At 74.3% G+C, this 23,254-nt stretch carries 20 protein-coding genes; 9 read left to right on the forward strand and 11 right to left on the reverse strand.

Features of this window, described 5'->3' with window-relative positions:
• Positions 1-6 precede the first annotated feature (6 nt).
• Positions 7-519 carry an NUDIX domain-containing protein gene (locus tag GGQ69_RS01785; RefSeq protein ID WP_183523829.1) on the forward strand — a complete coding sequence of 171 codons (513 nt, stop codon included), beginning with the start codon at positions 7-9 and terminating at the stop codon, positions 517-519.
• A 37-nt stretch (positions 520-556) separates the two neighbouring features.
• Here the strand turns inward: GGQ69_RS01785 and GGQ69_RS01790 are convergent, their stop codons facing one another.
• The 3 genes from GGQ69_RS01790 to GGQ69_RS01800 all read right to left on the reverse strand — a co-directional run bounded on the left by GGQ69_RS01790 (position 557) and on the right by GGQ69_RS01800 (position 3,896).
• Positions 557-1,990 (reverse strand): class II fumarate hydratase, encoded by a 1,434-nt coding sequence (locus GGQ69_RS01790; protein WP_183523832.1) that lies wholly within the window; start codon positions 1,988-1,990, stop codon positions 557-559.
• Between the two features lie 11 nt (positions 1,991-2,001).
• Positions 2,002-2,682, reverse strand: coding sequence for an ABC transporter ATP-binding protein (locus tag GGQ69_RS01795; protein ID WP_183523835.1), 681 nt, complete (start codon positions 2,680-2,682; stop codon positions 2,002-2,004).
• A gap of 83 nt (positions 2,683-2,765) precedes the next feature.
• A complete protein-coding gene (locus GGQ69_RS01800) occupies positions 2,766-3,896 on the reverse strand; it encodes an ABC transporter permease (RefSeq protein ID WP_324589852.1) in 1,131 nt (376 codons plus the stop codon).
• Positions 3,897-4,070: 174 nt separating this feature from the next.
• On the opposite strand from GGQ69_RS01800, the gene GGQ69_RS16760 reads away from it, so the two are divergent.
• Both GGQ69_RS16760 and GGQ69_RS01810 read left to right on the forward strand, forming a co-directional pair.
• Positions 4,071-5,396 carry a histidine kinase gene (locus tag GGQ69_RS16760; protein ID WP_183523837.1) on the forward strand — a complete coding sequence of 442 codons (1,326 nt, stop codon included), beginning with the start codon at positions 4,071-4,073 and terminating at the stop codon, positions 5,394-5,396.
• Positions 5,393-6,070, forward strand: a complete 678-nt coding sequence (locus GGQ69_RS01810) for a response regulator transcription factor (RefSeq protein WP_183523840.1) — start codon at positions 5,393-5,395, stop codon at positions 6,068-6,070. The genes GGQ69_RS16760 and GGQ69_RS01810 overlap by 4 nt, the downstream gene beginning before the upstream one ends.
• A 31-nt stretch (positions 6,071-6,101) precedes the next feature.
• On the opposite strand, the gene GGQ69_RS01815 is transcribed toward GGQ69_RS01810, so the two are convergent.
• Both GGQ69_RS01815 and GGQ69_RS01820 read right to left on the reverse strand, forming a co-directional pair.
• Complete coding sequence (locus GGQ69_RS01815) at positions 6,102-6,737, reverse strand: carbonic anhydrase (RefSeq protein ID WP_183523843.1); 636 nt, start codon at positions 6,735-6,737, stop codon at positions 6,102-6,104.
• Entirely contained in the window at positions 6,734-7,327 is a 594-nt protein-coding gene (locus tag GGQ69_RS01820) for a DUF4245 domain-containing protein (RefSeq protein WP_183523846.1), read from the reverse strand. The genes GGQ69_RS01815 and GGQ69_RS01820 overlap by 4 nt, the downstream gene beginning before the upstream one ends.
• Before the next feature lie 158 nt (positions 7,328-7,485).
• Between GGQ69_RS01820 and glpX the strand changes: the two genes are divergently transcribed.
• The gene (gene glpX, locus GGQ69_RS01825; RefSeq protein ID WP_029138971.1) at positions 7,486-8,508 is read left to right on the forward strand and encodes a class II fructose-bisphosphatase; all 1,023 of its coding nucleotides are present in this window, start codon (positions 7,486-7,488) and stop codon (positions 8,506-8,508) included.
• A gap of 132 nt (positions 8,509-8,640) precedes the next feature.
• On the opposite strand, the gene manA is transcribed toward glpX, so the two are convergent.
• Entirely contained in the window at positions 8,641-9,942 is a 1,302-nt protein-coding gene (gene manA, locus GGQ69_RS01830; protein WP_183523849.1) for a mannose-6-phosphate isomerase, class I, read from the reverse strand.
• A 74-nt stretch (positions 9,943-10,016) separates the two neighbouring features.
• Here manA and lhgO point away from each other — a divergent pair, with 74 nt between their 5' ends.
• Positions 10,017-11,231 carry an L-2-hydroxyglutarate oxidase gene (gene lhgO / locus GGQ69_RS01835; RefSeq protein ID WP_183523852.1) on the forward strand — a complete coding sequence of 405 codons (1,215 nt, stop codon included), beginning with the start codon at positions 10,017-10,019 and terminating at the stop codon, positions 11,229-11,231.
• 24 nt (positions 11,232-11,255) lie between these two features.
• On the opposite strand, the gene GGQ69_RS01840 is transcribed toward lhgO, so the two are convergent.
• From GGQ69_RS01840 to GGQ69_RS01850, 3 genes are read right to left on the reverse strand one after another with little or no spacing between them, the layout of a single operon-like run.
• Positions 11,256-12,890, reverse strand: a complete 1,635-nt coding sequence (locus GGQ69_RS01840) for an LCP family protein (RefSeq protein WP_183523855.1) — start codon at positions 12,888-12,890, stop codon at positions 11,256-11,258.
• A 52-nt stretch (positions 12,891-12,942) separates the two neighbouring features.
• Positions 12,943-13,518: a 5-(carboxyamino)imidazole ribonucleotide mutase gene (gene purE / locus GGQ69_RS01845; protein ID WP_183523858.1), complete on the reverse strand. Its 576-nt coding sequence runs from the start codon at positions 13,516-13,518 to the stop codon at positions 12,943-12,945.
• Entirely contained in the window at positions 13,515-14,723 is a 1,209-nt protein-coding gene (locus tag GGQ69_RS01850; protein WP_183523862.1) for a 5-(carboxyamino)imidazole ribonucleotide synthase, read from the reverse strand. Before GGQ69_RS01850 ends, purE begins: the two co-directional genes overlap by 4 nt.
• Before the next feature lie 201 nt (positions 14,724-14,924).
• On the opposite strand from GGQ69_RS01850, the gene GGQ69_RS01855 reads away from it, so the two are divergent.
• Entirely contained in the window at positions 14,925-15,572 is a 648-nt protein-coding gene (locus tag GGQ69_RS01855; RefSeq protein ID WP_183523864.1) for a GtrA family protein, read from the forward strand.
• 47 nt (positions 15,573-15,619) lie between these two features.
• Here GGQ69_RS01855 and GGQ69_RS01860 read toward each other — a convergent pair whose 3' ends face one another.
• Positions 15,620-16,417, reverse strand: a complete 798-nt coding sequence (locus tag GGQ69_RS01860) for a TIGR03089 family protein (protein ID WP_183523867.1) — start codon at positions 16,415-16,417, stop codon at positions 15,620-15,622.
• A 408-nt stretch (positions 16,418-16,825) separates the two neighbouring features.
• Between GGQ69_RS01860 and GGQ69_RS01865 the strand changes: the two genes are divergently transcribed.
• The 3 genes from GGQ69_RS01865 (at position 16,826) to GGQ69_RS01875 (ending at position 22,610) form a co-directional block, all read left to right on the forward strand.
• A complete protein-coding gene (locus tag GGQ69_RS01865; protein WP_183523870.1) occupies positions 16,826-17,401 on the forward strand; it encodes a WhiB family transcriptional regulator in 576 nt (191 codons plus the stop codon).
• 71 nt (positions 17,402-17,472) lie between these two features.
• A complete protein-coding gene (locus tag GGQ69_RS01870) occupies positions 17,473-20,880 on the forward strand; it encodes a glycosyltransferase (protein WP_183523873.1) in 3,408 nt (1,135 codons plus the stop codon).
• Positions 20,877-22,610 carry a DUF5719 family protein gene (locus GGQ69_RS01875; RefSeq protein ID WP_183523876.1) on the forward strand — a complete coding sequence of 578 codons (1,734 nt, stop codon included), beginning with the start codon at positions 20,877-20,879 and terminating at the stop codon, positions 22,608-22,610. Before GGQ69_RS01870 ends, GGQ69_RS01875 begins: the two co-directional genes overlap by 4 nt.
• Before the next feature lie 22 nt (positions 22,611-22,632).
• Here GGQ69_RS01875 and GGQ69_RS01880 read toward each other — a convergent pair whose 3' ends face one another.
• Positions 22,633-23,130 carry a metallopeptidase family protein gene (locus tag GGQ69_RS01880; RefSeq protein WP_141565900.1) on the reverse strand — a complete coding sequence of 166 codons (498 nt, stop codon included), beginning with the start codon at positions 23,128-23,130 and terminating at the stop codon, positions 22,633-22,635.
• Positions 23,131-23,254 lie beyond the last annotated feature (124 nt).

Raw genomic sequence — 23,254 nt, forward strand, 5'->3', positions numbered from 1 at the left:
GGGTCCATGCCCACTCCCGAGTTCATCCTGGCCCTGCGCGAGAAGATCGGCCGCGACTCGCTGTGGCTGCCCGGCTGCAAGGCCGTGGTGCTGCGCCCGGCCGCCCGCGGGGAGGCCCGGGAGGCCGGTCCGACGGGGGACGAGCGCGAGGTGCTCCTGGTCAAGCGCGCGGACAACGGCCGGTGGACGCTGCCGGCCGGGATCATCGAGCCCGGTGAGGAGCCGGCGGCCACCGCCGTGCGGGAGACCCTGGAGGAGACCGGGGTGCGGTGCGCGCCGCGGCGTCTGGCCGGCGTCGGGACCACCACCGAGGTGACGTACCCGAACGGGGACCGCGCCCAGTACCTGGACGTGGTGATGCTGATGGACTACGTCTCCGGCGAGGCACGGGTGGGCGACGAGGAGAACACCGACGTCGGCTGGTTCCGGCTCGGCGCGCTCCCGGACCTGCCCCCGTTGCACGCACGCGCCCTGGGCTGGGCGCTCGAGGAGACGCCGGAGGCCCGGTTCCTGCCCTGACGGGCGGGGAACCGGGCCTCCGGGCGGGCCGGGAGGATCAGGCCGGGTGGGTCATGGACATGGTGTCCAGGGCCGCGTCCAGCTGCTCCTCGGTGACCTCGCCGCGCTCCACGTAGCCCAGGTCGACGACGGCCTCGCGCACGGTCATCTTCTGCGCCACGGAGTGCTTGGCGATCTTGGCGGCGGCCTCGTAGCCGATGACCTTGTTCAGCGGAGTGACGATGGACGGGGAGGCCCCGGCCAGGAAGCTGCAGCGCTCCTCGTTGGCCTCGATGCCGTCGATCATCTTGTCCGCCATCACGCGGGAGGTGTTGGCCAGCAGGCGGATGGACTCGAGCAGGTTGGCGGCCATCACCGGGATGCCGACGTTGAGCTCGAAGGCGCCGTTGGTGGAGGACAGGGACACCGTGGTGTCGTTGCCGATCACCTGGGCGCAGACCATGATGGCGGCCTCGCAGATCACGGGGTTGACCTTGCCCGGCATGATCGAGGAACCCGGCTGCAGGTCCGGGATGGCGATCTCGCCCAGGCCGGTGTTCGGCCCGGAGCCCATCCAGCGCAGGTCGTTGTTGATCTTCATGAACGAGTACGCGATGTTGCGCAGCTGGCCGGAGGCCTCGACCAGGCCGTCGCGGTTCGCCTGGGCCTCGAAGTGGTTGCGCGCCTCGGTGATCGGCAGGCCGGTCTCCTCGGCGAGCAGCTCGATCACGCGGGCGGAGAAGCCCTTCGGGGTGTTGATGCCGGTGCCCACGGCGGTGCCGCCCAGGGGGACCTCGGCCACGCGGGGCAGGGAGGCGTCGATGCGCTCGATGCCATAGCGGACCTGGGCGGCGTAGCCGCCGAACTCCTGGCCAAGGGTCACCGGGGTGGCGTCCATCAGGTGGGTGCGGCCGGCCTTGACGATGCCCTCGAAGGCCTGGGCCTTGCGCTCCAGGGACGCCGCGAGGTGCTCCAGGGCGGGCTTGAGGTCATTGATCAGGGCGCCGGTGACGGCGACGTGCACCGAGGTCGGGAAGACGTCGTTGGAGGACTGGGAGGCGTTGACGTGGTCGTTCGGGTGGACCTCGGTGTCCGAGCCGGCGGACTTCAGCGCCTGCGTGGCCAGGTTGGCCAGCACCTCGTTGGTGTTCATGTTCGAGGAGGTGCCGGAGCCGGTCTGGAAGACGTCGATCGGGTAGTGCGCGTCGTGCTTGCCGGAGATCACCTCGTCCGCGGCGGCCACGATCGCGTCCCGGCGTTCCTCGGAGATCACGCCGAGCTCGGCGTTGGCCTTCGCCGCGGCCTTCTTGACCTGGGCCAGGGCGTGGATGTGCGCCGGCTCGAGGGTCTTGCCGGAGATCGGGAAGTTCTCCACGGCCCGCTGGGTCTGGGCACGGTACAGGGCATTGACGGGGACCTTGACCTCGCCCATGGTGTCGTGCTCGATGCGGAACTGCTGTTCGGAAGAGTGCTGAGAAGACTGATCGGTCATGGTTCCCCACTTTAGACCGTCGCGTGTTCGGCCAGCCGCCCATCACGCAGGGTGACCACCCGGTCCGCCACGGGGACGAACTCCAGGTCGTGGGTCACCACCACGGTGGCCAGGGACCGCTCCCGGGTGAGGTCCCGGAGCAGGTCCATCACCTCGCCGGAGCGCTCGTGGTCCAGGGCCGAGGTCGGTTCGTCCACCAGCAGCACGGACGGGGTGCCCATCAGGGCGCGGGCGATGTTCACCCGTTGACGCTGGCCCCCGGACAACTGGTGGGGGCGGCGGCCGGCGGCCGAGCTCATCCCGACGGCGGCCAGCGCCTCCCGGGCCGCTACCCGCAGGTCCCGAGGCCGGGCCCCGCGCAGCACCCCGACCAGCTGCAGCTGCTCCAGGGCGGTCAGGGACGGCAGGAGCCGGGGCTGCTGGAAGACCACCCCGATGTGCTCCAGCCGCAGCCGGGCCCGCTCGGCCCGGCTGGCCCCGGTGACCTCCGTCCCGCCGACGCGGACGGTGCCCGCCGTCGGGGTGATGAGGGCCCCGGCCACCGCCAGCAGGGATGACTTACCGGACCCGGACGGGCCGACCAGGGCGAGCATCTGCCCGGCGGGGACGGACAGGTCCACCGCGTCCAGGGCGTCGAGGGTCCCGTCCTCGCCGTCGGGATAGGTCAGGGTGACGCGTGACAGGTGCAGCATGGGGGTTCCTCCTGGGGGGTCGGGGCTTCGGGGCCTGAGGGCTTCGGGACGTGCGGATGGGGCCAGAGGCGCGTTCGCGCGGGTCAGCTGCCGCCGAGCGCGACCAGGGGATCGACCCGGCACGACCGCCAGACCGCCGCCACCGAGGCGGCCAGGCCCAGGCCGAGGGTGAGGGCGACGGGCAGGACGACGGCGCCGGCGTCGAGCTGCACGGGCACGGCCTGTCCGGCCAGCAGGAGGCCGGCGACACCCAGCACGGCCCCGGCGGAGGCGCCGCAGAGCAGGACGACCGACGCCTGGGCGAGGGCGTCGCGGACCACCCATCCCGTGGTGGCGCCGAGGGCCTTGAGCACCGCGATGTCCCGGGTGCGCTGCAGGGTGAACACGGCCATGAAGGCGGCGATCACGAGGGCGGAGATCCCGTAGAGGAAGGCCTGCATCATCACCAGGGACCCGTTCTCCGAGGAGTAGGACGGCAGGGCCGAGAGTGACTCCCTGAGGTCCGTGGCCACCGTGGCGGTCCGCTCGGCCGCCACCGGTGCTTGGCCGGCGTCCGCATCGGTCCCGGCGACCAGGACGGTGGCCGCTCCCTGCCCGGCGTGGGTGAGTGAGGACCAGGTCGTCAGGGGCAGCCAGACGACGGGCGTGTGCGAGTACCACTGGTCCTCGGTGACCTCGGCGACGGGAACCTCCCGGCCGTTGACGGAGATCCCGTCACCGGGGCCGACGCCGAGCTGCCCGGCCGCGCTCGCGCTGATCCGGGCCCCGCCGCCGAGCTCCCCCGGGGCGAGCCGGGAGCCCGGTTCCAGGCCCACCAGAGTCACGGACGTCACGGCGGTTCCGGAGTCGGCCCGGGCCTGGCCGATCCCGACCGGCTCCGCCCACCGCACCCGGTCATCGTCCCGCCACGCGGCCAGCTGGCCCGCGTCCACGGTCGAGGCGGTGAAGCTGGTCTCCACGTCGTCCGCGCTCGCGGCGTGGGCGGCGCCGAAGACCACCGTGACCTCCACCGGCTCCGCACCGGCCGCCGTCGTCCCGGCCTCGTCCCAGGCCAGCACGGCGGAGACGTTCTGGTGGGCCAGGCCGTTGGTCAGCGCGGTGAGGAACACCAGCAGCAGGGTGATCAGGGCGACCACCGCGCCCATCAGGGAGAACCGTCCGGCGCAGAACCGGACATCGCGCAGGGACAGGAACAGCGGGGACGTGACGGACACGGAGGCACTCCTTGACGGGTCGGACGGACCGGGTCCGGCCGCCGACCGGCCGGGACTGGTCCCAGCCTTCCGCGGCACCGGGCCCGGCACATCGACCGTCCGGGCGGTCCGGGGTCAACCCTTCGGTTGAGTCCGGGCACCCGGGACCGCCCGGGCCCGGGCTAGCCTGCTCGGGTGGACACCGACGCTGACGCCCCGCCGGCCGGCACGCGCATTCCCGTGCTGCTGCGCACCATGCGGGTGGTGCTGCACGTGTCCGTGGCCGTGCTGCTGCTGATCGGGCTCATCCGGTCACTCGCACCCGCCCTCCGGACCGGGGACCACGGCGCCGCGTGGCTGACCGTGCTGCTGGCCGCACTGTTCGCGGCGGTCTACCTGGCCGGCACGATCGTGGAGAAACGACGCGCGGACCGGGCCGACTGGGAGGCGGCGGACGGCGGGATCGCGGGGCGCGGCCGTGCGACGTGGCTGCTCCTGGTCACCGTGGCCTGGTGGGCGCTGCTGGCGGTGCACGTGGACTTCGCCTGGCTGGTGTTCCCGCTGTTCTTCCTGCACCTGCACCTGGTCGGCCGTCGCTCGCGGCCCGGTGCGCTCGTGCTGGTGCTGCTGCTGACGGGGAGCGTGCTGGCGGGGTTCCTGGCCCATCGCGGGACCCTCGACGTCGGGTCGGTCGTGGGGCCGGTCCTCGGTGCCGTGGTGGCCGTGGTGATGTCCGCCGCCTACGCCCTGTTCCTGGAGGAGGCCCGGATCCAGCGCCGCACGAGCGTGGAACTGCGCGCCGCCCAGGACCGGTTGGCCGCCTCCGAGCGCCAGGCCGGGGCGCTCGCCGAACGGGAACGCTGGGCCCGGGACCTGCACGACATCCTGGCCCAGGGACTGGCCTCCGTGGTGCTGCTCTCCCGTGCCGCCCTCGACCGGAACCCCGGTGGACCGCTCTCCGGGCAATTGCGCCAGATCGAGCGGTCAGCGGCCGAGAACCTCGTCCAGGTCCGCGCCCTGGTGGAGCAGCGCGGGGCCGGCGACGACCTCGCGACGGTGCTCGCGGACGCCTGCCGGGCGGTCCAGGGAACGGCCCGGGCGGCCGGTTCGCGGCTCACCGTGACCTTCCGCGGTCCCGAGGACGGCGCCGCGCTGGGCGGGGACGGCGCCACCGCCGTCCTCCGGGTGGCCCAGTCCGCACTGTCCAACGTCCTGCTGCACTCGGGAGCGGCGCACTGCGTGGTCACCCTGGCGGTCCATCCGCGCCTGGTGACCCTGGACGTCCACGACGACGGCCGCGGCCGGGGCGGGAACGCCGAGGGCTTCGGCATCCGGACGATGCGGGAGCGGGCGGAGGGACTGGGCGGGGCCCTCACGGTGGAGGACGCCGACGAGGGCCCCGGGGGCGCGGTCGCGGGCCGGGGCACGGTGGTGGCGCTGGCCCTGCCGCTGCCGGCGCGGCCGACACCGGGTGGGGACCGGGTCCGGGGCGGACGCGATCACGGCGAGGAGGGGGAATGAGCGGGGAGCGGCAGGCGGGCCCGCGGTCCGGGGAGCCGGTGCGGGTGCTGCTCGTGGACGACCACCCCGTGGTGCGGGCGGGCCTGCGCGCGGTCCTGGAGGCGGGCGGGACCCTGCAGGTGGTGGCCGAGGCGGCCACCGCCCGCCAGGCCCGGGACCTGGTGGACCGGCTGCGGGCCCGCGGGGAGGGGCCGGACGTCGTGGTGATGGACATCGAGCTGGGGGAGGGGCCCTCCGGGATCGAGGCGACCCGGCGGCTCGGCGGCGACCACCCGGAGGTGCCGGTGCTGATCGTCTCCACCTACGGTGCGGTGTCCGACGTCCAGGCGGCGCTGGCGGCCGGGGCGGCCGGCTACCTGCTCAAGGACGCCTCCGCGCAGGAGCTGCGGGACGCGGTCGGGAACGCCGCGGCCGGGACCTGGACCCTGCCGGCGGGACTGGCCCGGCGGGCACTGGGCGCGGGACCGGGAGCCGGGCCGTCGTTGAGCCCCCGGGAGATCGACATCCTCGAGCAGCTGGCGCGGGGACGGACGAACCGGGAGATCGCGGCCGGGCTGTTCATCTCCCAGGCCACCGTGAAGACCCACCTGAACCACGTGTTCCAGAAGCTCGGGGTCGGCAACCGCACCGAGGCGGTGACCGTGGCCCGTTCGCTGCACCTCATCCGCGGTTGAGGCCCCCGGGCCGCGGCCCGGGGGGACGGGCTCAGCCGGCGGCGGCGCCCTCGGCGGGCTCGAGGTCGCCGATGACCTTGACCTCGTTGGCGGTGCCCTCGGCCAGGGAGTAGGTCAGGCCCACGATCGCGGTGCGGCCCTGCTCCACGGCCCGGGCCACGGACATCGAGGACTCCACCAGCCGCTGGCAGGTCTGCACGGTGTGCTCGGCCACGGTGCCGTTCACGTCCTCGACCCCCTGGCGGCGGGCGGCGAAGACGGAGGGCATGATGCGCTCCACGAGAGAGCGCTGGAACCCGGCGGGCATCTCGCCGCTGGTGTAGGAGTCGACGGCGGCGGTGACGGCGCCGCAGCTGTCATGGCCCAGGACCACGATCAGGGGGGTGTTGAGCTCGTCGATGCTGAACTCCAGGGAGCCCAGCACGGCGTCGTCGATCACCTGCCCCGCGGTGCGGATGACGAACAGGTCGCCCAGGCCGAGGTCGAAGATGATCTCCGCGGCCAGCCGGGAGTCGGAGCAGCCGAAGAGCACGGCGATCGGGTCCTGCCCGCTCGCCAGGGAGGTTCGGCGGGCCGCGTCCTGGTTCGGGTGCCGGGACGTGCCGGAGACGAAGCGCTCGTTGCCCTCGCGCATCAGTTCATAGGCGCGGGTGGGGGTCAGTGTCATGCTGCGTCCTCCTCGAGGTACTGCTGGATGGCTCCGGCCAGCGTATCCATGTCGGACAGCTCACCCGAACCCGTGACGATGATCGTGGTGCCGTCCAGCTCGGTCACCAGGTACGCGTCCCCGTCCGCGGGCTCGTGCAGGTCCCACGAGGTGCCGTCCACGGTGCGCGAGCCGGTCAGCGGTGCGTTGCGGATCTGCTGGGAGACCCAGGTGGGGTTCGCCTGGGCCGTCTGCTTGAAACCGGCGAACTCCTCCTCCGGCGTGAGGTAACCGGCCTCCCAGAACTCCACCCGGTCGGCGCCGGCACCGTTCCAGCGGGCGAAATTGGCCGTCCACCCCTCGGGCAGGCCCGGCGCGGCGGCGGTGAAGCCGGCGGTCGCCGTGGCCTGTTCGGCGGCGGCCCGGACATCGACGTCCCGGTCGTACGTCTGCTCCGTGGACCCGGGATTGAGCAGCACCACCAGCAACGCGATGCCCAGCGTGGCCAGCACGCTGATCACCATGGCACGGGCGGACTGGCCGGCCCGCTTCACCTGCTTCTGGGTCAGGCGGGGCTTGGCGGCGGCGGTCTCTGGCTCGGGGGAGGTCACCGGTCCATTCTGCCACCGCGCCGGACACTAGGATGAGTCCGCAAGACGTACCCTGCAGACGGAGACACACGGTGAGCACTGACCAGTCCGCGAACAACGAGGTTCCGGCCCAGAGGGTCACGGCCCAGAAGCCGGCAGAACAGCACGCTGACTACAACATGCTGAACCGCAACCTGGCGGTGTCCGGGACGGAACCGGACCGCAACCTCGCGCTCGAGCTGGTGCGGGTCACCGAGGCGGCAGCCATCGCCGCCGGCCACTGGGTCGGCTACGGGGACAAGAACACCGCCGACGGCGCCGCCGTGGACGCCATGCGCGCCTTCATGGACACGGTCCGGATGAACGGCGTGGTCGTCATCGGCGAGGGCGAGAAGGACGAGGCGCCCATGCTCTTCAACGGCGAGCATGTCGGTGACGGCACCGGCCCCGAGGTCGACGTCGCCGTGGACCCCATCGACGGCACCCGCCTGACCGCCCTGGGCTACCCGAACGCGCTGTCCGTGTTCGCCGTCGCCGAGCGCGGTGCGATGTTCGACCCGTCCGCGGTGTTCTACATGGACAAGATGGTCGTGGGCCCCGAGGCCGCTGACTTCGTCGACCTGCGCCTGCCCATCAAGCAGAACATCCACCTGGTGTCCAAGGCCCTGAACAAGCCCGTCAGCCAGCTCAACGTGTGCGTGCTGGAGCGCCCGCGCCACGAGAAGCTCGTCGAGGAGATCCGCGCCGCCGGGGCCCGCGTGAAGTTCATCATGGACGGGGACGTGGCCGGCGGCATCGCCGCGGCCCGCCACGGCACCGACGTGGACATGCTGCTGGGCATCGGCGGCACCCCGGAGGGCATCATCACCGCGTGCGCCATCAAGGCCGTCGGCGGGGTCATCCAGGGCCGGCTGGCCCCGAAGGACGACGAGGAGCGCCAGAAGGCCCTCGACGCCGGGCACGACCTCGACGCCGTGCTCACCACGGATGACCTGGTGAAGTCGGACAACTGCTACTTCGCCGCGACCGGCATCACGGACGGCGACCTGCTGCGCGGGGTGCGCTACTACAACGACCGCGTGGTGACGCAGTCCATGGTCATGCGCTCGAAGTCCGGCACCGTGCGCATCGTGGAGGCCGAGCACCAGGCCCGCAAGTGGGAGAAGTGGATCGACACCGAGGTCTCCCCGTCCCGGCGCTGACCCTCCCGCTCGACCGGCGGTCGGATTCGCCCCGTCCTGGACGGGCAGCCCCGTGTCCGGGGGACGGATCCGGCCGCCGGTCGTCGTCTCGGGGCCGGTCCGGCCGGCGGGCCGAGACAGCGGCCGGGGACGCTAGGGGAGGGTGACCGCGAACAGGGTCCCCGGCGTGGCCGCCGCCCCGTCCGCCGTCCTGGACCCTGTCCTGACCCCCGTCCCGTCCCGGGCCGCGTCCCGGTCGCCGGGCCGCACCACGGCGGGGCCCTCGGCCGCGCCGAGGAACACGGACTGCCCGGGGGTGAGCAGGGCGCTGTCGTGACCGGAGTCGATGCGTACCGTCCCGGCCGTGCAGACCGCGATGACCGGTCCGTTGGCGGTCAGGGTCGCTCCGGTGGCCGCGGGCAGGTCCAGGCGCTCGAGCCGGAACTCCTCGAAGGGCGGACGGAAGACCAGGCGGCCTGCGCCGTCGGCGTGCGGGGTGCAGTAGGGCACCGGCAGCGCCTCGAAGCGCACCACCCGGCGCAGTTCGTCCACGTCCACGTGCTTGGGCGTCAGTCCTCCGCGCAGCACGTTGTCCGAGGCCGCCATCACCTCCACGCCGAGCCCGTGCAGGTAGGCGTGCACGTTGCCGGCCGGCAGGTGGATGGCCTGTCCCGGGGCCAGGTCCACCCGGTTCAGCAGCACGGAGACCATCACCCCGGCATCGCCGGGGTAGTGCTCGCAGATCCCGACGGCGGTGGACAGGTTCAGGTCCTCCTCCAGCACGCGCGGGGCCCGGCGCAGGGCGGCGACGACGTCCTGGACCCAGGCGCCGGCGGCCCAGCCGCCCTCGGGGTCCAGCAGGGTGGAGAACGCCGCCTCCAGGTCGCCGGCGCGCAGCGTGGCGGCCAGGACCGCGGCCGCGGTGCCGGGGCCGGCGTCGGCGCCCTCGAAGTGCTCGGCCAGGGCCCCGGCGAGCCGGTCGAAGGACCGCGCGGCGTCCTCGGGGGAGCGGAAGCCGCACAGGGCGGTGAACGGGGTCAGCGCGAGCACCATCTCGGGCTTGTGGTTGTCATCGCGGTAGTTGCGGTGCGCCGCGGTGATCGGGATCCCGGCGGCCTCTTCGGCGGCGAACCCGGCGCGGGCCTGGTCCAGGGTGGGATGGGCCTGGATGGACAGCGGCCGGCCGGCCGCGAGCAGCTTCACCAGGTAGGGCAGCCGGCCGAACCGGGCGGCGTGCCCGAGCAGGGCCTGCGGGTCGCGGGCGATCAACTCGTCCAGGGGGACCGGCGTGGCCGAGGGGTCCGCGGCGGGCACGACGCCGGAGGGGGCCCCGGGGTGGGCGCCCATCCACAGCTCGGCCTCCGGACGGCCCGAGGGGGTGCGTCCCTGCAGCTCGGCCAACAGGGTCGCGGAGCCCCAGGCATAGTCACGGATGGCATTGCGCAGCAGGAACATGGTGCCAGCCTATCCACCGGACACGCTCCGTTCACCGGGACACCCCCGGTGGGGGCGCTGGATATCCTTCGTCCATGACCACCTTCGCCGTCATCGGTGCCGGCATCATCGGTGCCGCCGTCGCCCGGGAGCTGACCCGGCGGTTCCCGGACGACTCCGTGACCGTCCTCGACAAGGAGGGCCAGGCGGCCGCGCACCAGACCGGCCACAACTCCGGGGTGGTCCACGCCGGTCTCTACTACCAGCCCGGAAGCCTCAAGGCCCGGTTGTGCCGCCGGGGGACGACCCTGCTCCGTGACTATGCCCGGGAGCGGGGACTGCCGTACGAGGAGTGCGGGAAGCTCGTCGTGGCGTTGCGCGAGGACGAGGAGGAGCGGTTGCGCGCCATCCACGGCAGGGCGGTCACCAACGGCGTGCCGGGCGTCCAGCTGGTCGGGCCGGACGGGATCCGTGAGATCGAGCCCCACGCCGTCGGGCGCCTGGCCCTGCACTCGCCGCAGACGGCCATCACCGACTACGCGGCCGTGACGCGGGCCCTCCTCGACGACGTGCGCGCGGCCGGGGGAGCGGTCCGCCTGGGAGCGGAGGTCACCGGGCTGGCCAACCTCGAGGACCGCTGCGTGGTCACCACGCCGGAGGGCAGCAGGTGCTTCGACATCGTCATCGCCTGTGCGGGACTCCAGTCGGACCGGATCGCCGCCCTGGCCGGTGGTTCCCCCTATCCGAGGATCGTCCCGTTCTTCGGCCAGTACTCCCGGCTGGCCGCGGAACACCGCACCGTGCTCAACGGGTTGGTCTACCCCGTGCCGGATCCGGCCTATCCGTTCCTGGGGGTCCACCTGACCAAGCGCGTGGACGGCGAGATGCTCGTCGGGCCCAATGCCTTCCTGTCCCTCGGGCGCGAGAACTACACCGGACACCGCGTGGGCCTGCGGGACACCCTGGACGTGGCCACCACCCCCGGATTCTGGAGGTTCGCCGGCAGCAACGTCCGGGCGGCCGTCCGGGAACTGGGCGCGGTGGCCTCCTGGACCAGGTTCCTCGCCGGAGCGGTCCGGTACGTGCCGTCCCTGGCGGGTGCAGTGTCCACGCCGGTGCCCCGCGGCATCCGTGCCCAGGCGATGGACCGGGACGGCACCCTGGTCGACGACTTCGTCATCGAGGGCATCGGCCGGACCACCCTCGTGCGCAACGCCCCCTCTCCCGGGGCCACCTCGTCCCTGGCGATCGCCGAGCACATCGTCTCCGACGTGACCCGCAGGCACCGGCTCGCCACCGCCGAGGCCTGACCGGCGCCGCAGTGCACGGGCCGGCTAGCCGCGGCCGGCCACGCAGAGGTGGTTGGTCTTCGCCGCCTCCTCCAGCAGGCCGGTCTGCCCGGTGTCCTCGAGGTACATCAGCCAGTCCTCGGTGATCGGGTCGCCGTCGGGCTGCGGCGGCGGGGCGGGCCAGTCGTCGGGGTTGTCGCTGTCCGCGCCCTGCGAGTCGATGTTGCCCGTGCCGGCCGTCAGGATCCCGGCGGCGGCGTCCACGAACAGGAACGGGGCGGGCACTGCGCCGGCGGCCTGCGGCGTCCCGTCCTCGGAGAGCATCTCCCCCACGCGCTGGTGGATCAGGTCGAAGTCGGGGAACGTGGTGAACCGGTCGCCCTGGTCCCCGAAGTCCGGGGCGCCGATGGTCAGCCGGCCCGTGGACTGGGACCGGCCGCTCGAGGCGAGGGACACGAAGGTACCCAGCTGCTGGCCCGGCAGGTCGGTCTCCACGATCTGCTCACCGGCCTCCAGGATGCCCTGGAAGCGCGGGATCAGGGTCTGCGGATTGAACTGGGCCAGCATGGCCGACTGGATGCACTGCTGGCGGCGGATCCGGGAGTAGTCGGTGGAGAAGTGCCGGGAGCGGGCGAACGCCAGGGCCTGCTCGCCGTTGAAGGTGTAGGTCCCCGGCCCCCACCAGGCGTTGCCCCACTGCCCGTCCGGACGGTGCCCGCGGTAGGTGGTCCAGCCGCCGGAGGTCACCGTGACCCCGCCCATGGCGTCGATCAGCTGGGCGAAGCCGGCCATGTCCACCATGGCGTAGGCCTGGACCTCGAGCCCCAGGATGCCCCCGGCGGCATCCTTCATGGCCTCGGCGCCCGGGTCCTGCGCGCCCGGGTACAGGTCCTGGTGGCTCTGCATCACGTCCACGTAGAGAGCGTTGAGGATGCACTCGTCCCCACAGGAGAAGCCCTCCGGGTAGGCGGACCAGAGCGGGGAGTCCTCGGTGAACCGGGCGTTCTGGAAGTTGCGGGGGATGGAGAAGATGATCGTCCGGCCGGTCTCGGCGTTCACGGAGGCGACGTGGATGGAGTCGGGCCGCAGGCCGATCCGTCCCTCACCCGCGTCCCCGCCCATCAGCAGGACGTTGTAGCGCCCGTCCACCGGCTCGATGGCCTGTCCGGGCGGGAAGATCGAGGTGAGGGTGCTGCGCCCGGCGTTCACCGCCCACGCGCCGTAGCCCAGGGCCCCGGAGGTCACCAGCAGCAGCAGGACCGAGGCGAACGCGATGAGCGGCCGCATGCCCGGGGCCACGAGCCGGAGCCGGAGCAGCCGGAACGTGTCCACCCAGAGCACCGCCCAGCCGATGGCCAGACCGGCCAGCGCCACGATGCACCCCAGCAGGACCCAGGTGTTGGCACCGATCCGGATCAGCAGGTCCCGGTTGACGAAGAACAGCACCAGCGCGACGACGGCCAGCGCCCACACCGTCAGGGTCACCCGCAGCGCGGCCCGGCCGAGACGCCGGTCGCCGGCCACCACCTGGGCGCCGCCGGGCACGAACAGCGTCAGGGCCAGCAGGATCCAGGCCCGCTTGGTGCGCTGCGGGACCGTGCCGGTCTCCGGGGCGCGGACGGGATCCCCACCGCCGGCCGCCGCGCGGGTGGTGCCCTGGGGCTGCGTGTGGGAGGTCATGGCCCGGTGACCTTCACTGCCCGGTCCGGGTGTCCCGTGCCTGCCGGCCGGGTCATGAGCGGTCGGCGGGCGAGGCGGGCTGGTGGTAACCCGGCCGGCCGGCCAGCGACTCACGGAGCCGGCCACCCTTGGCGGTGGCGGTCTCCCTGAGCTCGTCCGCGAAACGGATCAACTGCCCGCGCAGCCGGACCGCCTCCTCGTCCGTGCCGGCGGCGAGGATGCGGGCGGCCAGCAGCCCGGCGTTCCGGGCACCGCCGATGGACACGGTGGCCACCGGGACCCCGGCGGGCATCTGCACGATGGACAGCAGCGAGTCCATCCCGTCCAGCGTCTTCAGCGGCACCGGGACGCCGATGACCGGCAGCGGCGTGGTGGAGGCGATCATCCCGGGAAGGTGGGCGGCGCCGCCCGCGCCGGCGATGACCACCCGGATCCCGCGCTCGTGGGCCGCGGTCCCGAAGGCCACCATCTCGTGCGGCATGCGGTGGGCGGAGACGACGTCGGCCTCGTAGGGGATGCCGAATTCCTCCAGGGCCTCGGCGGCGGCCTGCATGACCGGCCAGTCCGAGTCCGATCCCATGACCACGGCCACCCGGGCCGGGGACGGGGTGTGCGGGGTGCCGGTCATGACTGCTCCTGGAGGTCGTCGGCGGCCGCGGTGCGCGGCTCGTTCTGGGCGCGGTGGCCGTCGCGGATGATCGCGGCGGCGCTCTCCGCGGCCTCTCGGGCCGCGGCGAGGTCCTCCGCCAGGGGGGCGACGACGTTCACGTGCCCGATCTTGCGGCCCGGGCGGACGGACTTGCCGTAGGCATGGATCTTCGCCTCCGGGTGGGCGGCCATGGCGGCGGGGAAGGCCGAGTACAGGTCCTCGTTGGCGCCGCCGAGGTAGTTCTTCATCACGGTGTAGGCCCCGAGGGTGTCCGTGGCGCCCAGGGGCAGGTCCAGCACCGCCCGGACGTGCTGTTCGAACTGGCCGGTGACGGCGCCGTTCATGGTCCAGTGGCCGGAGTTGTGCGGGCGCATCGCCAGCTCGTTGACCATGAATCCCGGACCGATCCCCGGGGTCTCGAACAGCTCGACCGCCAGCATGCCGGTCACGCCGAGCCCCTCGGCCAGGGTGACTGCGGCCTCCTCGGCGGCCTGGGCGGTGCGGGGGTCGATCCCCGGTGCCGGTGCGGTGACGACGTCGCAGATCCCGTCGGTCTGGATGGACTCCACGACGGGATAGGACGCCGTGGTCCCCGAGGGCGTGCGGGCGACCTGTGCCGAGAGTTCCCGGGAGAACTCCACCAGGTCCTCGACGAGCAGGGCCTCGAAGCCGAGCCCGAACCAGTCACGGCAGTCCTCGGCGTCCTCGACGGAGGCCACGACGCGCACGCCCTTGCCGTCGTACCCGCCCCGCGGGGTCTTGAGCACCACCGGGAACTCGACACGGCGCGCGAACCCGATGAGCTCGTCGACGGTGGTCACCGCTGCCCAGGCCGGGTTGGGCAGCCCGAGCCGGTCGCAGGCCTGCCGCATCAGCAGCTTGTCCTGGGCGTGCTGCAGGGCGTCCGGACCCGGTTGCAGGTTCACCCCGGCGGCCTCCAGCGCCCTGAGGTGCTCGGCCGGCACGTGCTCGTGGTCGAACGTCACCACGTCCACGGAGGCGGCGAAGTCACGCAACGTCTCCAGGTCGCGGTAGTCGCCCACGACGCACTCCGCGGCGGTCGTGGCCGAGACGTCGCCCCCCTCGGCCAGGACCCTCAGGCGAACGCCCAGGGCCGTGGCGGCAGGAGCCATCATCCGGGCCAGCTGTCCGCCGCCCACAACACCGATCACAGGAAAACTCACGGACCAAGGGTACCCACCGCGGCCCGGGCCTCGTCGACGGAACCGTCCGGTTGCCGGACTTGTCAGGAAACCGGCAGGAAAGCGTTCTACACTCGGCAGGTACATTTCCGGCGGGCCGCGTCCTGCCCCGTCCGGCGGAGCCGCGACCGTCCTGCCCAGGACCCGTCCGGCCTCACCCACCGAAGGAGTCTGCCCACGCCCATGTTCAGCAACCTGTGGCAACGTCTCGTGGCCCTGGTCGCCATGCTGTGGCGGGAGGTCGCCAAGTTCGGGGCCGTCGGAGCCGCTGCCTTCGTGGTGGACTCCGTGGTCTTCCTCTGGCTGATGGCCGGCCCGATGGAGGGCAGCAACGTCAAGTCCAAGGTCGTGGCCAGCGTGGTGGCCACGGTCTTCTCCTACGCGGCGAACCGCTTCTGGACCTTCCGGCACCGCCGGCAGAGCAACGTGATGCGCGAGTTCGTGCTGTTCGCCATCATGAACGTGATCGGCATGGGGATCGCCGCCGCCTGCGTCTTCGTGGCGCAGTACTGGCTGGGCGTCACCTCCACCACCGGGATCTTCATCGCCGGCAGCGTGGTCGGCCTGATCCTCGGGACCATCTTCCGGTTCTTCGCCTACCGGTTCTGGGTCTTCACCGAGGAGCTGGACGCGGACCCGCAGTTCGCCCACGACCGCGAGCGGCTCACGGGGCAGGTGCCCGTCATCCACACCCAGGACACCCCGGCCAGGCACCGCACCGGGCGGGACTCCGAGGACGCCGCGCCGCCGGCCTTGGCACGCACCCCCGCCGAGGCCGGCCCCCCGGCCACCGGGACCGCGGCTCCCGGACGCACCGACGCGGTCGACTGACCGCCCCGCCGTGCGCGCGGGCCGGGCCCACGGGGCCCGCTCCGGCCTCAGCCCGGTGCCTGCCCCTCCGGCCCCTCCACCACGTCCACCACGTCGCCCAGCCGCTCGGCCGCGATGATCCCGGCCGAGGCGTCGTCGCCGGCGTGACCGGTGGGCACCAGCACCACCGGCAGGCCCGCGGCCCAGGCCTGCAGGACGGCGCCCGCCAGGCCACGGTGCAGGCGTCGGCCACTCGCCGCCACCACGAGCCCCCGGTCCCGCCGGAGCCAGCGCACGGAGGGGTCCGCGTCCCGGGCCGGCCGGCCGGTGCCGTCCGTCTCGTCCGTTCCCGTGAGGCCAGGGGCGTCGGCCCAGTCCCGGGCCTGTGCGGCCAGGTCGCCGGACGGCACCGGCAGGGGGCAGCGATCGCCCTGCACGCGCACCTCGGCGGTGAAGTCCAGCGCGTGGCCCGGCAACCCGTCGTCCCCCGGGGCCACCGCCCAGAGCTCGGCCGGGGAGCCGGCCCAGGCCGAGGGGGCGTCGGTGACCACCAGGTCGGCGTCCGTCGCGGAGTCGCCGGCGGTGAACACCACGTCCACGCCGGCCCGCGCCGTACCCAGCAGCAGGGCCAGCGGCTGCCAGCCGACCGGCAGGTCCACGGCGACCGTCGACCCGGTCCCCAGCCCCTCGGCGTCGAGCAGGTTCGCGGTCTTGGCCGCCCAGTTCGCCAGCACCCGCCCGGACAGCTCCACCCGGTCCTCACCCGCGGCGTAGTCCACCACGGCGGGCCGGGGCGAGGCGGCCACCGCCTCGAACCAGTCGGCCGGTCCGCGGCCGGTGCGGTCAGGTGTTCCCAGGTTGACCATGGTGCGATGTCCTCTCACGTCAGGGGCCCGTCTGCGCGTTCCCGCCCCGCCCACCCTAGAGTGGTCCGGACGGCTCGAGACGACACGCCGGTCGGGCCGGTGGCAGCGGCGGCGTGTCGGTACAGCCTGCGCCGTCCGCTCTCTGACATTGTCTCGTCCCGGTTTGACGAACGGCGAGTTACACGGATGTAATTCACTGCAGAACGGTCACGGTGACCCCGGCGCTTCCCACCGCTCACCACTGACCTCCGTTGTGTTCGGGCCACATCCCGCGTGGGATGGGTCGGGCGTGTGCCCCGGTTCCCGCGGAGGAGGTGGTCGGTTGGCGCGCCCCGAGCCCGTGCCCACGCCACCAGCGCCGGAGATCCCGGTTCGGAGGCCAGCAGCGTGAGAACGGGGAGGAATCGCATGGAGAATGCCCAGCAGGTCCAGAGGATCCAGCAGAACGGCAGTGTCAGGGCACTGGAGGGCACGCACCCCGGACGGGCAGTCCCCGCCGACTGGTTCCTGGACCCGGCGGACCCGGACGCCGCACGCCGGCTGCAGGAGGATCAGTCCCTCGAGGACCAGGCCACGGCCTTCCTGGCCGAGCACGACGGGACCGAGGACCCGGACGCCGGGCAGGGGCACGCCACCGTCACGGCCCTGCATCCCGGAGGCCCGGCGCCGGAGCGCGCCGACCGGACCCCGGGCAGCGCGGGGGCGGACCGTCCGGTGGCCTGGCTGGGCCTGCCCGGCTTCGCCGACCCCCGGGACGTCGACGGCGAGCTGGCCTGGCAGGTGGACGCCCTGTGCGCGCAGACCGACCCCGAGGCCTTCTTCCCCGAGAAGGGCGGCTCCACGCGGGACGCCAAGAAGGTCTGCAGCGCCTGCACCGTGCGCAGCGAGTGCCTGGAGTACGCCCTGGGCAACGACGAGCGCTTCGGCATCTGGGGCGGACTCTCGGAGCGGGAGAGGCGACGCCTGCGGAAGCGGTCGGTCTGATCCCCTCTCCTGCCACCCTCCCGGCCCACGTCGCCGGGGGTGAGCGCACCGACCCGTACGTCACCGCCGCGGTGGTCGTCGACCGCCGGCCGGACCTGGCCGCGGACGCCGTCCGCTCCCTGCTGGACCAGGACCGCGCCCCGGACGGCATCGTCGTCGTCCTCGCGCGCGAGGCGGACGACGACCTGAGGGAGGCGCTCTCCCGCATGGCCGACGACGCCGGCCGGGCCGTCCGGTTCATCCAGTCACCCGTCACCCGGCTCGCCGACCGGCTCGCGCTCCCCGGCTCCCCGGGGGACGCCGGGCCCGGCGGCGCCGAGCACTGGCTGTGGTGGCTGCACGACGACGCCCGGGCCGCCCCCGACGCCCTGCGCCGGCTGCTGACGGCCGTGGAGACCTCCCCCTCCGTGGCGATCGCCGGGTGCAAGCAGGTCGAGCCGGGCCGGCCCCGCCACCTGCTCGACGTCGGCCTGGCGGTCACCGGCGCCGGCGAGCCGGTCAGCCTGATCGAGCCCGGCGAGCTGGACCAGGGCCAGTACGACGGGCGCACCGACGTCTTCGCGGTCTCCGCCCCGGGACTGCTGGTCCGCGCGGACGTGTGGACCGCACTGGGCGGGCTGGACCCCGAGGGGCCGGCCCCCGCGGCCGCCGTCGACCTCTGCTGGCGCGCCCGTCTCGCCGGGCACCGGGTCGTGGTCGTTCCCGAGGCCGTGGTCGGCCACGACGGCGCGGGAGAGGGCCTGTCCGCCGGCACGGCCGCCGTGCGGGAGTCCTCGCTCTGGCTGCGCCTCAAGCACGCCCGGCCGCTGGCCCTGCCGTTCCTCTGGGTGGGGGGACTGCTCGCCGGACTCGGCGGATTCCTCGCCGCCCTGCTCGCCAAGGAGCCCGGCCGGGGTGCCGCCCACCTGAACGGGACCGTGCGCACCCTCGTCCGCCCGGGCTCGCTGGCCCGGTCCAGGCGACAGGCCCGGCGTACCCGGCGGGCGCCGCGGTCCGTCGTCGACCCGTTGCGGGCCGACCGACACGAGGTCCGCTCCTACCGGCGCAGCCTCGTCGACCTCGAGGCGCCCGACGAGGTCATCGGGGACGGCACCGGGTCCACCGGCACCGGGACCGAGGCGACCGGCGACCACGACGACTTCACCGCCCTGGCGACCCCCGAACGTGCCTGGGTGGGAACGGGCCTGGTGTTCGCCCTGTTGCTGCTCGGGGGACTGAGCCTCTTCGGCCTGCGCCACCTCCTGGGTGCCGAGGCCCTGTCCGGGGGCTCCCTGCTGCCCCTGTCCGGGGCGCCGGCCGACGTGTGGCACCACGCCACCGCCGACTGGTCCGCTGCCGGGGCCGGGGCCTCCGTGCAGCCCGGCCCCTTCGGCCTGGTCCTGGCCGTGCTCGGGGCGACCGGTCACGGTTCGGCGGTCCTGGTCTGGCTGACGATCCTGGCCATGCCGCTGGCGGCCCTCGGTGCCTGGGCAGCGGCCGGCGCCGTGGACCGTGGCCGGGCCGCCCGCCTGCTGGCCGCCCTGCTGTGGGGACTCTCACCGGCACTGCTGACGGCCTCGGGCCAGGGCAGGCCGGGGGCCCTGCTGGTGCACCTGGCGCTGCCGTGGCTGGCCCTGGCCGTGCTCCGGGCCACCGGCTCCGCCGCCACCCACCGTCCGGACACGGACGGTGTCCCGGCCGACGTCCTGATCCGGCCGGGACACCGCGGCGTGGTCTCCTGGACCGCCTCCGGCTGGACCGCGCTGCTGCTGGCCGTCATCGGTGCGGCGTCCCCCGCGCTGCTGCCGGTCCTCTCCGGGGCCGTACTGGCGCTGGCCGCCGTGCTGCGCTGGCCTGGCCGGACGCTGTGGTGGACCCCGGCTCCGGCGCTGGCCCTGTTCCTGCCCGCCCTGGTGACCCACTGGACGGACCTACGGGCCGTCCTGGGTGATCCCGGCGTCCCCCAGGCGTCAGACCCGGCCCCGGCCTGGCAGCAGCTCCTCGGTTTCCCGGAGGCCTTCGCCCCGGACTCCGGGCTGCGGGCCCTGCCCTGGCTCGACGCCTGGATCCCCGGCTTCCCCTGGGCGCTGACCGCCGCACTCGTGATCGGCCTCCCGGTGCTCGTGCTGGCCGTGGTCGGCGCAGCCCGTCGCGGCCGGGCCGGACAGGTCGCCCGCGCCGCGGCGCTCCTCACCGTGCTCGCCGTCGTGGCCGGTTCGGTGGCCCCCCTGGTCGCCGTCTCCCTGGGAACCGACGGCCGGCTGGTCACCGTGTTCACCGGCCCCTTCACCTCGACCGCCGTGCTCGGGGTCTTGCTCGCGGCGGTCGCGGGCTCCACCGTCCTCGGGGCCCCGGGCGCGGCCCGCCGCACCTGCGCCGCCGTGCTCGCCACCGCCGCGGCCGGTTCCGTCCTGCTCACGGCCGGGCTCTGGGTCATCCCGCGCGCCGTCCCGGCCGAGGCCCTCCAGGCGGCCGGCACCGAGTCACTGGAGCTGCGCTCGGGCGACGGCGAGCCGGATCCGGAGCTGTCCACCCTGGGGACCGGGTCCGCCGTGGTGGCCAGTCCCGTCCGGCTGGTCCCGGCGACCGCCGCGGACCAGGGGACCAGTGCGCTGGCCACCCGCACCGTGGTGCTGGAACGCCGCGCGGAGGAACTGCAGGTCCGCCTCGCCGGGGGCACCGGGCCCACCCTGGACCGGCTCAGCGCCGGGTGGGCGGCCCGGTCGCTGTCCGGCCCGCTCCCGGACCCCCGGGCCGCGACGCCGGACGCCGCGGACGAGGCCCTGCGCAGCCTGGCGGCCGGTCTGGTCTCCGGCACGACGGCGGACCCGCGCCCGGTGCTGGAGTCCTTCGGCGCGGCCTTCGTCGTGCTGAGGGACACCGACGGCGGGGAGCTCGGCACCGCGGCCTCCATCGACGCGGTCCCCGGCCTGGCCCCGGTGGGCCTGACCGACTCCGGCTGGCTGTGGCGGGTGATCCCGTCCCGGGACGGCGGCATCCCGGTGGCCGGTGACCACGGACTGCAGGACCGGATGGGGTTCACCACGGCGCGCGTCCGACTGGAGGACGCCGCGGGGAACACCACCCACCTGGTGGCCCGCGACGGGGACCGGGTGGACACCCGGATCGCCACGGCGACCGCCGCGCGCGAGGGCGAGGAGGCCGAGGGCGGCCGGCGCCTCGTGCTGGCCGAGCGGGCCGACCCTGGCTGGCGGGCGACCCTCGACGGGGCACCCCTGGAACCGGTGGCCGTGACCGGTGGCGACTGGGCCCAGGCCTTCGAGCTGCCCGCCGGCGGCGGACGGCTCCAGGTGTGGCACGAGCCGTCCGGCGGGAGCTGGACCTGGTGGATCGGCGGTGCACTGCTCGTGCTCGCCGTCCTGCTCGCCATCCCGTCCCCGGTGCGCCGCACCGACGCCCGCGCCGATGCCCACGCCGGGACGCGCGAACGGCCCGGCGGGGGACACCGCGGGCCACGCGAGGGGACGGTCCGGCGATGAACGCCTTCCAGCACTCACCCCGGTCGGACGACGAGCCGGTGAGCAGGGGACAGCGCAAGACACAGCAGGCCGCCGCCGCGCGAGACCAGCGGCGCCAGGCCGCCCTGCACGCGCACGAACGCGGACTGGGCCGGCGGGGGCGGGTGTCCGCCGGGGTGGCCGGGGCGGGCGTCGTGCTCCTGGTGGCCGGCGCGGTGGCGCTGGGCAGCCTGGCGGCCCCGGTGGCGCCCGCGGTCGACGGGACGGCAGCGCCCGCCCGGCTCTCCGCGGCCCCCGCGCAGGGCGTGTGCCCGCCGCCTCCGCGACTGGCCCGGGGCGCCGGGGACGGGACGGACACCCAGTTCAGTCCCGTCTCCACCACGGCCGACTCGAGCCTGACCTCCGTCCTACTGTCCAACCTGGCCGGCCGGTTCCCGGGCAGCACCCTGCGTCCCCTGGTGCCGGGTGCGAGTGCCGGGGACGGCCAGGAGACCCGGCGGCTCACCCCGCGCCAGCCCGAGCGGGTCCAGCAGGGTGAGCCGGCCACGGCCGGGCCGGACGGCGTCCCGGTCCGCGAGGCCAGCGTCGAGGCGCTCGGGGGAGCAGACGGCGAGGCGGCCGCCGTCGCGGTCGAACCGCTGGGCGGGCAGCCCGCCGGGGCGGACACCGTCTCGGCGTACTCCGCCGCGGACGGGGACCTGGCCGGCACGGACGCCACCTCCTGCATCCCCCCGGCCCACGAGCACTGGCTGACGGGGGCGGCGACGACGGTGGGGACCACCGCCGTCCTCGTCCTGTCCAACCCCTCCGCGAGCGCCAGCACGGTCGACCTGAGCCTGTACGGCGCCGAGGGGCCCGTGGAGGCGGCCGGCACGGCGGGCATCGTCCTGGCCCCGGGGCAGACCCGTTCCCTGGTGCTGGGCGGCCTGGCCCCCGGCGAGCAGCACCTAGCCGTGCGGGTCAGTGCCCAGGGCGGGGCCGTGGGCGCCTTCATCCAGCAGAACCGCTTGTTCGGCCTCGTCCCGGGCGGGGTGGACGTGATCCAGCCGACGGCGGCGCCCGCGCCCCGGACAGTCGTGCCCGGTGTCGCGGTGCCGGGTCCCCGGACGGTACGCGGGATCGCCGGCCAGGACGGTTACGAGGGCGTGGGGCCCGCCGTGACGATCGCCGCCCCCAGCCTCGCGGCGACCGCGGAGGTGTCCGTGAGCGGTCCCGACGGGCCGGCGGAGCTGCCCGGCGGCGGGGTGGTGCGGGTCGGGGCCGGGTCCACGGTGCGGGTGCCGCTGACCGGCCTGGACGCGGGCACGTACACCGTGGCGGTCAGTGCGGACGCGCCCGTGACGGCCAGCGCCCAGGGGCAGAGCGGCACGGCCGGGGGGCCGATCGACGTGTCCTCCGTGCCCGCCGTCCGTCCCCTGGGGGTGGAACGGGTCGTCGCGCTGCCGTCCTCCGCCACCTCGACCCTGGCGCTCTACGCGGAGCAGGGCGGTGCGGTGGAACTGACGCCCGTGCTCGCCGACGGGAGCCTCGGTGAGCCGACCGTGCGGCGGATCGGTCCGGCGGCCACGCGGACCGTGTCGGCCGCGGGACTGGCGGACACGGGCGACACCGTGTCCGGTGTCCTGCTGGCCACGGTGCAGGGCGAGGTCCACGCCGGGGTCTCGGTCCGGACCGCCCAGGGGATCTCGGCCTATCCGGTGACGCCGCGCGTCGAGCGGTCCGGCGGGCTGCCGGTGCGGGTCGGGTACTGACCCCCGGCCGGGCCGGCACGGCCTACCAGTGGAAGTCGGGGTCCACGGACTCCGGGGCCACGCCGGTCAGTGCCGCCCACTGCTCCACGACCGCCCCGTAGACGAGGTCGGCCAGCAACGACGGGGCCGGGCACCGGGCCTCGATCGGCCGCCGGTGGATGGTGATCACCACGGTGCCGTCAGGGTCCCGCCGGGTGGTACCGGTGGGGTCCTCGACCAGCTCCGCACCCCAGACCCGGACGAGTTCCAGGCGCTCCTCGAGGCCCTCGGGCACCATGGTGGCGCGGAAGCGCGCCTGCTCCACGGCCGGTCCGCACAGTTCCGCCAGCCGTTCGACGGCCGCGGCCAGGTGGTCGTCGAACCTCTCATTGCGCGTGCGGGACCCGGGCAGCACTCCCGGCAGCAACGGGCCGCGCAGTCCCCGGCCCCGGCGGTCCCGCCGGGCGTGGCGCGCGGGCGGAACACCGGGGACCCCGGTTCCAGCGCCCCCAGTGACCGCAATCGGTTCGAAGGACATCATGACTCGATGCTAGTCCCGCACCGCCCCGGTGTGTACCGGGCACGCCTCCCCACGAGAGCCCGCCGGGGCGGTAGGGTGGTCTGCCGTGGGATCGATACGCCAGTGCTCCAAGACCAGCTGCCGG

Origin of the sequence: Micrococcus sp. TA1, from assembly GCF_014199555.1 — a bacterium.
Lineage (GTDB): Bacteria > Actinomycetota > Actinomycetes > Actinomycetales > Micrococcaceae > Citricoccus.

Bases quoted from the DNA above. Each gene is read 5' to 3' on its own strand.
- GGQ69_RS01785 (WP_183523829.1), top strand. From the start codon at position 7: ATGCCCACTCCCGAGTTCATCCTGGCCCTGCGCGAGAAGATCGGCCGC.
- GGQ69_RS01790 (WP_183523832.1), bottom strand. From the start codon at position 1,990: ATGACCGATCAGTCTTCTCAGCACTCTTCCGAACAGCAGTTCCGCATC.
- GGQ69_RS01795 (WP_183523835.1), bottom strand. From the start codon at position 2,682: ATGCTGCACCTGTCACGCGTCACCCTGACCTATCCCGACGGCGAGGAC.
- GGQ69_RS01810 (WP_183523840.1), top strand. From the start codon at position 5,393: ATGAGCGGGGAGCGGCAGGCGGGCCCGCGGTCCGGGGAGCCGGTGCGG.
- GGQ69_RS01815 (WP_183523843.1), bottom strand. From the start codon at position 6,737: ATGACACTGACCCCCACCCGCGCCTATGAACTGATGCGCGAGGGCAAC.
- glpX (WP_029138971.1), top strand. From the start codon at position 7,486: ATGCTGAACCGCAACCTGGCGGTGTCCGGGACGGAACCGGACCGCAAC.
- manA (WP_183523849.1), bottom strand. From the start codon at position 9,942: ATGTTCCTGCTGCGCAATGCCATCCGTGACTATGCCTGGGGCTCCGCG.
- lhgO (WP_183523852.1), top strand. From the start codon at position 10,017: ATGACCACCTTCGCCGTCATCGGTGCCGGCATCATCGGTGCCGCCGTC.
- GGQ69_RS01840 (WP_183523855.1), bottom strand. From the start codon at position 12,890: ATGACCTCCCACACGCAGCCCCAGGGCACCACCCGCGCGGCGGCCGGC.
- purE (WP_183523858.1), bottom strand. From the start codon at position 13,518: ATGACCGGCACCCCGCACACCCCGTCCCCGGCCCGGGTGGCCGTGGTC.
- GGQ69_RS01855 (WP_183523864.1), top strand. From the start codon at position 14,925: ATGTTCAGCAACCTGTGGCAACGTCTCGTGGCCCTGGTCGCCATGCTG.
- GGQ69_RS01860 (WP_183523867.1), bottom strand. From the start codon at position 16,417: ATGGTCAACCTGGGAACACCTGACCGCACCGGCCGCGGACCGGCCGAC.
- GGQ69_RS01865 (WP_183523870.1), top strand. From the start codon at position 16,826: ATGGAGAATGCCCAGCAGGTCCAGAGGATCCAGCAGAACGGCAGTGTC.
- GGQ69_RS01875 (WP_183523876.1), top strand. From the start codon at position 20,877: ATGAACGCCTTCCAGCACTCACCCCGGTCGGACGACGAGCCGGTGAGC.
- GGQ69_RS01880 (WP_141565900.1), bottom strand. From the start codon at position 23,130: ATGATGTCCTTCGAACCGATTGCGGTCACTGGGGGCGCTGGAACCGGG.